We start from the raw sequence: 9,858 nt of genomic DNA, 5'->3' as shown, positions 1-9,858 counted from the left end.
CCTCCCTTGCACGTTCACGGGTATCTGTGCTTTAGAAAAGTGATACGGCTGAGGTGAACGGAACGCTGATCAAGAATCACATGTTCAACCTGAACGACATTGCGCGCTTGCGGGGCTTTACGTCAGAAACGCTTACGCGGCATCATGCGCAGCAGCGTATTATCCTTCCAGAAGTAGTGATGCATCAGGGCGGCTGCGGCATGCAAACCAATAACAAAATAGCCCAGGTTTGCCAGCGTCACGTGCCAGGACTTCAGCATCTCCACGAGATCAACGTTGGCTTTTGCCGCATATGGCATGACAAGGCCAAATGCAAGCCACGGATTGCCCCGGTTGTACATCATCACCAGACCAATAATCGGCAACGCAATAAACAACAGATAGATGACCAGATGCCCCAGATGCGCCATTCCGGTCATCATCGGTTTCGGTCTTGGCACAATCGGCGGCGCCGGATATTTCAGCCTGACCAGCAGACGCGCCACCATCAGCGTTAAAATCGTGATACCACAGGATACGTGCACCATGTTGAACAAGGGACGATAGCTACGCGGGAAAAATCCGCGAAACTCCATGGCGCTGTAGGCCACAATGACCAACAAAAAAACCAGCCAGTGAATACCAATTTGCAGGCCAGAATACTTATTCCCCATAACACTTCCTGAATAAAAACAATAATGCGTCAACATAACGGGCTTTTGTTAAAAATTCATTAGTTTTTGTTCATCCATTATCAGTCAGTTACGTTTAAGCGCAAAAACAGCTATTGCCCCGGATGCCTGACTGGACTATGCCTGGTAGGGAAAATATGTCGTACCGCCCCATCCTGACAGGAGAAAACCATGAGTAAAATTGGCATTAACGGTTTTGGTCGTATCGGTCGTCTGGTATTGCGTCGACTACTGGAGGTCAAAAGCAGCGTGGAGGTCGTCGCCATTAATGACCTGACCTCGCCCAAAATTCTCGCCTATCTGTTAAAACACGACTCAAATTACGGTCCATTTCCCTGGAGTATCGACTTTACCGAAGACGCGCTGATTGTCGACGGTAAAAGAATCGCTGTTTATGCAGAAAAAGAGGCCAAAAATATTCCGTGGAAAGCCACTGGCGCAGAGATCATCATCGAATGCACCGGTTTTTACACCTCAACAGAAAAAGCCAACGCCCACCTGGACGCAGGCGCCCAAAAAGTCCTGATATCCGCCCCTGCCGGGGATATGAAAACCATTGTTTTTAACGTGAACGACGACACGATGGATGCGAACGATCGAATTATCTCTGTCGCATCGTGCACCACTAACTGCCTGGCGCCGATGGCGAAAGCCCTGCATGACAACTTCGGTATTCAACTGGGCACTATGACAACCATCCATGCCTACACGGGGACACAATCGCTGGTAGATGGCCCTCGCGGAAAAGATCTGCGCGCCTCGCGGGCGGCGGCGGAGAACATCATTCCCCATACCACCGGTGCAGCGAAAGCGATTGGCCTGGTGATTCCGGCATTGAGCGGAAAATTAAAAGGCCACGCCCAGCGCGTACCGGTGAAAACCGGATCCGTCACGGAACTGGTGTCGGTATTGGGTAAAAAGGTCACCGCTGAAGAGGTTAATAACGCGCTGAAAAAAGCCACGCTGAATAATGAGTCATTTGGCTATACCGACGAGGAGATTGTCTCGTCAGATGTGATTGGCTCACATTTCGGTTCGGTATTTGATGCGACACAAACTGAGATTACCGAAGTGGGCGATCTGCAACTGGTAAAAACCGTCGCCTGGTACGATAACGAGTACGGTTTTGTGACCCAACTTATTCGTACGCTGGATAAATTTATCAAGCTCTGACGTTGTGGCGGAGGTCGAATAAACGGGATAGCCGCCAAAGTGTAAAAATTACGCCGGGTGACGTACAAACTCACCCGGCTAAAAGCTTAGGACTGCAGATAAACCACCTGCGTTTGCAGATATTCATTCAGGCCGTGTTTACCGTCTGCCCCACCAATCCCGGACTTGCGCCACCCCGCGTGGAAACCCTGCATTGCCTCGAAGTTTTCACGATTAATATAGGTTTCGCCAAACTTCAACCCCTTAATCGCCTTCATCGCCGTGTTCAGATTTTGCGTGTAAATCGATGAGGTCAATCCATAATCGCTGTCGTTGGCCATCGTCAATGCCTCTTCCAGCGTATTAAACGCCACCACCGGCAGCACCGGACCAAAGGTCTCCTCGTGCATAATCGCCATCTCCTGACGCACATCCAACAGTAATGTCGGCGGATAGTAATAGCCTTTGCCTTCTACCGCCTTACCGCCCAGCACTACTCTGGCCCCCTCCTGCACCGCTCGCGCAACTTTCTGCTCCACTCGTTCCAGCGCAGCGGCGTTAATCAACGGTCCCATCGCAATGTCATTGCGCTCAGCCGGATTGCCGAACTGTACGGCTTTCATCGCTTCACCCAGACGATTAACGAACTGGTCATAAATACCTTTCTGGACGTACACGCGTTCGGCGCAGTTGCATACCTGCCCGGTATTGATCACCCGTGAGTCAACAATTGCCTTCACGGCCAGCTCAAGGTCAGCATCATCCATCACGATAGCTGGGGCTTTGCCCCCCAGTTCCAGGCAGACTTTAGTGATGTTTTTGGCCGCTGCAGCCATAATTTTCTCGCCCGCTCCGACGCTACCGGTCATGCTGACCATTGCCACTTTCGGGTTTCCGGCCAGTTCCTGGCCGACCGTTTCACCGCGTCCCAGGACCAGATTAAATACCCCGCGAGGCAAGCCAATATCATCAACAATTTTGGCAAAAGCGATGGCGTTGTTGGGCGTAAACTCACTCGGTTTAATGACAATGGTATTGCCCGTCAGCAGCGCGGGGGCCAGTTTGCGAGCAATCAGGAAGAACGGAAAATTCCACGGCAGAATGCCCGTTGTCACGCCCAGAGCGCGCTTAAACAGCAGGATATTCTCGCCCGGGCGATCGCTTTGCAGGATCTCGCCTTCATAACGGCGTGCCCACTCGGCCATGTAATCGATATAATCGGCGGTAAATGCGACTTCAACGTCGGCCAGTTGCTGTATTTTCCCGCCTTCAGCCACTATCAATGCGCTGATTTCGCTGGCGCGTTGACGGATACCCGCAGATATTTTGCGTAGCCAGTTCGCCCGTTCAATGGCAGGCAGCGCTTCCCATTCAGGCTGAGCGCGCTCGGCGGCGTCTATCGCTTTACGCGCATCTTCGGCACGTCCATCCGGAATACGTGAGATAACCTCTTCCGTGGCCGGATTGACGACATCAATCCAGGCGTCATCGTGCCAGGTCACAAACTGCCCATCGATATACATAGGATGTTGTACGGGTACTGACATGCGCTTCTCCTGTGATTGATTTGTTTTTGACAAGTAAAACTATTGTTAATTAATATCAATCATGCCTGACGAATTATCACTACAGTGACTGTTCTGTGAGCGGCTTCATAAAAGCGTCTGGCAAAGCGCTGATGAAAGGAAAAAACGGGCGGGATTTATGCCCGTTTGCAACAAAACGCTTACAAACGGGCAGCGGGGATCACAGAGAGCGGCTCTCCAGTAAGTCTGACAACGCGGTATCGCTTTTCAGTTGCTGCCAGGCCGCCTCAACGTTACCAGGAATATCCACATGCACGATAAAATCGCAGCCACAGGGACCATAGCCATTAACATCGTCCCGCAGACGCGGCAACTCTCCGGTAATGAGCGAAAGATAGCGATCCACTGACCATAGCCCTTCGGCCGTCGGCGCAAAGTCCACGCCGTCGCCCTGTTGGACCAGCTCAGGAACGAATCCCGGGAAACCCAACCAGCGCGGCGCATGCGGCTCATCGCGGGTTACGCGCTGAAAGGTGGCCATCGTTCGGCGTTGCATGGTCGGATCCTGTACCACAATGACGGTATGCATGCTTTCTGTCGCCTGGTTCAGTAACGCACAGCTAAATCGGGCATTCTCACCGCAGTTTGTTGACTGGTCTTCCACCCAAATCTTCTCCCCCGGAATGTGCCAGAACTGGTGAGCGATATCGGCAAGGATCGCCGCTTCCGCACGTCCGGTGGTTCGAATGATATTGTAGCGAGGATGTCGGGCAATCGCGTCATACAGAAAGCGCGTGGAATGGCCGATGCCCCCACTAATCAATAAGGGAACCTGTTGGTCTTTCGCGATCCGACAAGCGGCATCGATGGTCGGGATCACCGCGTTCCCCGCCAGAATTACGCAATCTGACTGAACCGTGATGTCCCCCGTAAAATCGCTCTGCGCCAGCCATTGCCCTACAGTATTGATCGCCGCCAGCGTGGTCGCGGAGAGCGTCGGAAACTGACTCATATTCATGACTCCTGGTGTTTATTCTTTACCGGGTACAGAGGCCGGATGGCGGTTACGCCTTGTCCGGCCGGTGGTTCAGCGCGGCGTTATCCCGTGATCTGATCCATCGCCTGCAGAATACGTTTATCTGAAATAGGGTACGGCGTACCAAGCTGCTGGGCAAAGTAGCTGACGCGCAGCTCTTCTATCATCCAGCGGATCTCTTTGACGTCGTCATCTTCACGGCGCGCAGGCGGTAGTTTATTGAACCATTGCTGCCAGGCCTGCTGCACACTATCCACTTTCAGCATCTGTGCACGGTCACGGTGCGGATCGATGGCCAGTTTTTCCAGACGCTTTTCAATAGCCTGCAAATAACGCAACGTATCGCCCAGGCGTTTGAAACCATTACCAGTGACAAATCCGCGGTACACCAGCCCGCTCATTTGCGCTTTGATATCTGAAAGCCCTAACGCCATGGTCATATCCACACGCCCTTTCAGACGCTTATTGATATTAAACACCGCGGTGAGGATCTGTTCGACCTGCTTCGCGATATCCACCACCGTATCGTTCAGTTCAGCCCGCACCTTCTCATGCAACGCCGCAAAGCCCTCTTCCGTCCACACGGGACCACCATGGGCGTCGATCAACCGATCCACACCGCAGGAGATACAGTCGTCAATCAACTCCAACACTTTGCCATACGGGTTAAAATACAGCCCCAGCTTGGCTTTGTTAGGCAACTTCTCGTGTAAGTATTTGATCGGTGAAGGAATGTTCAACAGCAACAGGCGGCGTAAGCCGCACCACATAGCCTGTTGCTGCTCCAGCGGATTATCAAACAATTTGATGGCGACGCTGTCACGCTCATCGACCAGCGCTGGCCACGCTTTTACCTTATAGTTACCGCGTTTTTGCTCGTAACTTTCCGGAAGCTGTCCGAAGCTCCAGATATGCAATCCGCTCTGTTCGATACCGTCATCCGCCACCGCGGACAGCGTTTCCTGAACCTTACCCTTCAAGGCGTCTTTCAGATCCTGTAGCGAACGCCCTTCCTGTAGCTTCTTGTTCTTGTCATCCACCACCCGGAAGGTGATTTTTAGGTGATCGGATACCTGATCCCAATGCCAGTCATCGCGGTCAACGGTAACGCCGGTCATCCGGCGCAGTTCACGTTCCAGCGCGTCCAGCAGCGGCAGTTCCAGCGGCGTCACGCGGCCTAAAAATGCCTCAGCATAGTTCGGAGCAGGAACAAAGTTACGTCGTACCGGTTTCGGCAACGACTTAATCAGAGCGATCACCAGCTCGCGGCGCAGGCCAGGAATCTGCCATTCAAAACCGCTCTCTTCGATCTGATTGAGCAACGGAAGCGGAATATGCACGGTCACACCGTCCGCATCGGCTCCCGGTTCGAACTGGTAGCTCAAACGCAGTTTGAGATTGCCCTGATGCCAGAAGTTCGGATAATCCAGCTTACTGATTTTTTCCGCGCCCTCTTTGATAAGCATGCTCTTTTCAAAGTTGAGCAGGTCCGGGGTCTCGCGGGAAACTTTCTTCCACCAGCTATCAAAGTGGCGAGCAGAAATCACATCATGGCTAATACGCTGGTCGTAAAACTCAAACAGCGTTTCATCATCAACCAGGATGTCGCGACGGCGCGATTTATGTTCTAACTCTTCCACCTCCGCCCGCAGCTTCAGGTTGTCACGGAAGAAAGCATGGCGCGTTTGCCAGTCGCCCTCCACCAGCGCATGACGAATGAACAGTTCACGTGACAGCGCCGGATCGATCTGGCTGTAGTTCACCTTACGGGCAGCAACAATCGGTAAGCCGTAGACGGTGACCTTTTCTGTCGCCATGACCGCGCCCTGCGCGCGTTCCCAGTGCGGTTCGCTGTATGAACGTTTGATCAGATGCTGCGCAACGGGTTCCACCCATTCGGGATCGATACGCGCGGCAATACGCCCCCACAGGCGGCTGGTTTCCACCAGCTCCGCCACCATCGTCCACTTCGGCGGTTTTTTGAACAAACCGGAACCCGGGAAGATCGAGAAACGGGCGTTACGCGCACCGGTAAATTCCTGCTTATCGGCATCTTTCATCCCAATATGGGACAGTAAACCGGTCAACAATGCGACGTGGATCTCCCGATATTCAGCGGGTTCGCTGTTGACCGGAATGCCCAACTCTTTTACCACCTGGCGTAGTTGCGTGTAGATATCCTGCCATTCACGTACGCGCAGATAATTAAGAAAGTCGACTTTACACTGACGACGGAACTGGTTTGACGACAACGCTTTTTGCTGCTCGCCGAGGTAATTCCATAAGTTCACAAACGCCAGGAAATCAGACTCTTTGTCATGGAAGCGGCGATGCTTCTCGTCGGAAGCTTGCTGCTTGTCCATTGGACGCTCGCGCGGATCCTGAATGGACAGCGCCGAGGTGATGATCATCGCCTCACGCACACAGCCATGTTTTTGCGCTTCCAGCACCATACGCGCCAGACGCGGATCCACCGGAAGTTGCGACAGCTGGCGGCCCAACGGCGTTAATTTGTAAGCGGTTGCCTGTTCATCGGTGGTTATCGCACCCAGCTCTTCGAGCAGGCGCACCCCGTCCTGAATATTGCGTTTATCCGGCGCTTCAACAAACGGGAACGCCGCGATATCCCCCAGCCCCAGCGCGGTCATCTGCAAAATAACGGACGCCAGGTTGGTACGCAGGATCTCCGGATCGGTAAACTCCGGACGCGACAGGAAATCGTCCTCAGAATACAGACGAATACAGATCCCTTCCGAAACGCGACCGCATCGGCCTTTACGCTGGTTGGCAGAGGCCTGCGACACCGGTTCAATCGGCAAACGCTGGACTTTCGTGCGATAGCTGTAGCGACTGATACGCGCGGTGCCAGGATCAATGACATACTTGATGCCCGGTACGGTCAGCGAGGTTTCCGCCACGTTGGTGGCCAGCACAATACGACGACCGCTGTGCGACTGGAACACACGGTTCTGCTCGCTATTGGAGAGACGCGCATACAGTGGCAGCACTTCGGTGTGACGCAAATCCAGCTTATTCAGGGCATCAGCGGTATCGCGGATTTCGCGCTCGCCGCTCATGAAGATCAGTATGTCGCCCTGACTTTCACGGCCTAACTCATCTACGGCATCAAAAATTGCCTGCAACTGGTCACGCTCGGTGTCATCTGCGTCTTCAACAATCGGGCGATAGCGAACTTCCACCGGATAGGTGCGACCAGAGACTTCGATAATCGGCGCATTGTTGAAATGCTTAGAAAAGCGTTCCGGGTCAATGGTCGCCGAAGTGATGATAATTTTTAGATCCGGACGACGCGGCAGGAGTTCTTTCAGGTAGCCAAGCAGAAAATCAATATTCAGGCTGCGTTCATGCGCTTCATCGATGATGATGGTGTCGTACTGCATTAGCAGCCGATCCTGCTGGATTTCCGCCAGCAGGATACCGTCCGTCATCAGCTTAACCATGGTGTTGTCACTAACATGATCGCTAAAACGGACCTTATAGCCGATACAGCCGCCCGGCTCGGTTTGCAGCTCTTCCGCAATACGATTCGCCACGGTACGCGCCGCCAGACGACGCGGCTGAGTATGGCCGATCAGCCCTTTCACCCCGCGCCCTAGCTCCATACAGATTTTCGGCAACTGGGTGGTTTTACCTGAACCGGTCTCACCAGCCACAATCACCACCTGATGGTCGCGAATGGCTTCCAGAATATCCTGTTTTTTCTGGCTGACAGGCAGGTTTTCCGGATAGCTGATGACCGGACGCGCCGCTTCACGCAGCACAACTTTACCGGCTGCCTGGTCGATCTCTTTTGCCATCTCCTGGTAAATGGCCTGTTGTGCATCAGGATTTTTAACCTTCTTCACGCCGTGCAAACGGCGGGTAAAACGCTGTCTGTCACGCAGCATCAGCGAGTCCAGCTGTTGCTGCAACATGTTGAAGGTTAATTTTGGTTGTTCTGTCATAGCGTTAAAAGGCAGCCTTCTGCCGGGTTAAATCTCTTTTAGATGATAGATATAGAGTACCACATCGGGGCTTTTCATGTGTTGTTCAATAATTTCGAACATAGGATTCGATATATTGCGCTATCACTGCGACAGGATTGTGAATAAAGTGTCAACAAGCAACGGGGCACTACCCCTTCAAACACATAAAAGGAAACACCCATGAGCAAGGTATTAGTTCTTAAATCCAGTATTCTGGCAGGGTACTCTCAGTCTGGTCAGTTGTCTGATTATTTTGTTGAACAGTGGCGTGAAAAGCACTCTGCTGATGAAATCACCGTCCGCGACCTGGCTGCAAACCCTGTTCCGGTACTGGATGGCGAACTGGTGGGTGCGCTGCGCCCAAGCGATGCGCCACTGACGCCGCGTCAGCAAGAAGCGCTGGCGCTGTCTGACGAATTGATCGCTGAACTGAAAGCGCATGATGTAATTGTTATCGCCGCGCCGATGTATAACTTCAACATTCCGACGCAGTTGAAAAACTACTTTGACCTGATTGCCCGTGCCGGCGTGACCTTCCGCTACACCGAGAAAGGTCCGGAAGGTCTGGTGACCGGTAAACGCGCAGTGGTGCTGACCAGCCGCGGTGGTATTCATAAAGATACGCCGACTGACCTGATCACACCGTATCTGAACGTGTTCCTGGGCTTTATCGGTATCACCGACGTGAACGTGGTCTTTGCTGAAGGTATCGCTTACGGCCCGGAAGTGGCATCTAAAGCCCAGTCCGATGCGAAAGCCGCTATCGACAGCGTGGTTGCTGCCTGATAATTCACCCTCTCACCATCCGGTGGGAGGGATTCTCGGTACTTACTTCTTTGCCCGCACATGTACCTGCTTGCCGTGAATGCGATTAATATCACGCCAGATGGTGGCATACTCCCTGCACTTCGCCAGATTTTCTTCCCAGCAATGAAGTAAAAATTGTTCCGGCTCCGCGACATCCCGGCTTAACAGCTTGAATACCCAACGATTCCAGACATACCATTTGAGAAGCCACATGATTTCACTCCACGACGCGACCGGTGTTGAACTATATCAACATCCGTTTGATGCCGTGTGGCAACTATTGCGATGTCGATGAATAATCCGGAAGGATTCTCCACTTGTAATACCATTCCCCCAGTGGCGTTCAGAAATGATTATTCTTTCCTCAACCACTTACCATTAATACCTTGCACGTACTCCCCCGGTTTAGCGCGAGCGACTAACTTTTGTCCGGCCATTTTTGCCACTTCCTCTGGCGGAATATTATTGCTCTCAGCCAGTTGCTGATAACTGGCGCTTCGCGCCTTATTAATCTCACTCACCAGCGCCTGCGTTTCAGCATCGGTTTGTAATGCCACCAGATAACCATTGAGTGTTTCCCCCACTCGCCCCTGAGTTCTGGCTTCATTCAGGGTCAACGCCCATGCATTGCTGGTGATAAAACTCAGCGCCACCAGGATCGCTGCAAGCTGTTTTTTCAT

8 protein-coding genes are annotated in these 9,858 nt (G+C 52.7%); 2 read left to right on the top strand and 6 right to left on the bottom strand.

The features are described from left to right. Positions 1 to 122: 122 nt before the first annotated feature. Positions 123 to 653, bottom strand: coding sequence for a cytochrome b561 (gene cybB, locus FDX09_RS22305; protein ID WP_137347882.1), 531 nt, complete (start codon positions 651 to 653; stop codon positions 123 to 125). Positions 654 to 842: 189 nt separating this feature from the next. Between cybB and gap the strand changes: the two genes are divergently transcribed. After that, a complete protein-coding gene (gap, locus tag FDX09_RS22300) occupies positions 843 to 1,844 on the top strand; it encodes a type I glyceraldehyde-3-phosphate dehydrogenase (protein ID WP_137347881.1) in 1,002 nt (333 codons plus the stop codon). Positions 1,845 to 1,930: 86 nt separating this feature from the next. On the opposite strand, the gene aldA is transcribed toward gap, so the two are convergent. The 3 genes from aldA to hrpA all read right to left on the bottom strand — a co-directional run bounded on the left by aldA (position 1,931) and on the right by hrpA (position 8,350). After that, complete coding sequence (gene aldA / locus FDX09_RS22295; RefSeq protein ID WP_137347880.1) at positions 1,931 to 3,370, bottom strand: aldehyde dehydrogenase; 1,440 nt, start codon at positions 3,368 to 3,370, stop codon at positions 1,931 to 1,933. Positions 3,371 to 3,569: 199 nt separating this feature from the next. Next, positions 3,570 to 4,367 carry a YdcF family protein gene (locus FDX09_RS22290; protein WP_170973266.1) on the bottom strand — a complete coding sequence of 266 codons (798 nt, stop codon included), beginning with the start codon at positions 4,365 to 4,367 and terminating at the stop codon, positions 3,570 to 3,572. 80 nt (positions 4,368 to 4,447) lie between these two features. Further along, complete coding sequence (gene hrpA, locus FDX09_RS22285) at positions 4,448 to 8,350, bottom strand: ATP-dependent RNA helicase HrpA (RefSeq protein ID WP_137347878.1); 3,903 nt, start codon at positions 8,348 to 8,350, stop codon at positions 4,448 to 4,450. Positions 8,351 to 8,551: 201 nt separating this feature from the next. On the opposite strand from hrpA, the gene azoR reads away from it, so the two are divergent. Beyond that, a complete protein-coding gene (gene azoR / locus FDX09_RS22280) occupies positions 8,552 to 9,157 on the top strand; it encodes an FMN-dependent NADH-azoreductase (RefSeq protein ID WP_006684422.1) in 606 nt (201 codons plus the stop codon). Between the two features lie 42 nt (positions 9,158 to 9,199). Here azoR and FDX09_RS22275 read toward each other — a convergent pair whose 3' ends face one another. Then, on the bottom strand, positions 9,200 to 9,391 hold the full coding sequence (locus tag FDX09_RS22275) for a hypothetical protein (RefSeq protein ID WP_042308220.1): 192 nt from the start codon (positions 9,389 to 9,391) through the stop codon (positions 9,200 to 9,202). A gap of 140 nt (positions 9,392 to 9,531) precedes the next feature. Next, complete coding sequence (locus tag FDX09_RS22270; RefSeq protein WP_038640808.1) at positions 9,532 to 9,858, bottom strand: YdbL family protein; 327 nt, start codon at positions 9,856 to 9,858, stop codon at positions 9,532 to 9,534.

The organism is Citrobacter sp. wls717, assembly GCF_005280955.1.
Lineage (GTDB): Bacteria > Pseudomonadota > Gammaproteobacteria > Enterobacterales > Enterobacteriaceae > Citrobacter > Citrobacter werkmanii.
Note: the sequence above shows the minus strand (reverse complement) of the source record. Positions and strands in the feature narration are given on the sequence as shown.

Bases quoted from the DNA above. Each gene is read 5' to 3' on its own strand.
- cybB (WP_137347882.1), bottom strand. From the start codon at position 653: ATGGGGAATAAGTATTCTGGCCTGCAAATTGGTATTCACTGGCTGGTT.
- gap (WP_137347881.1), top strand. From the start codon at position 843: ATGAGTAAAATTGGCATTAACGGTTTTGGTCGTATCGGTCGTCTGGTA.
- aldA (WP_137347880.1), bottom strand. From the start codon at position 3,370: ATGTCAGTACCCGTACAACATCCTATGTATATCGATGGGCAGTTTGTG.
- FDX09_RS22290 (WP_170973266.1), bottom strand. From the start codon at position 4,367: ATGAATATGAGTCAGTTTCCGACGCTCTCCGCGACCACGCTGGCGGCG.
- hrpA (WP_137347878.1), bottom strand. From the start codon at position 8,350: ATGACAGAACAACCAAAATTAACCTTCAACATGTTGCAGCAACAGCTG.
- azoR (WP_006684422.1), top strand. From the start codon at position 8,552: ATGAGCAAGGTATTAGTTCTTAAATCCAGTATTCTGGCAGGGTACTCT.
- FDX09_RS22275 (WP_042308220.1), bottom strand. From the start codon at position 9,391: ATGTGGCTTCTCAAATGGTATGTCTGGAATCGTTGGGTATTCAAGCTG.
- FDX09_RS22270 (WP_038640808.1), bottom strand. From the start codon at position 9,858: ATGAAAAAACAGCTTGCAGCGATCCTGGTGGCGCTGAGTTTTATCACC.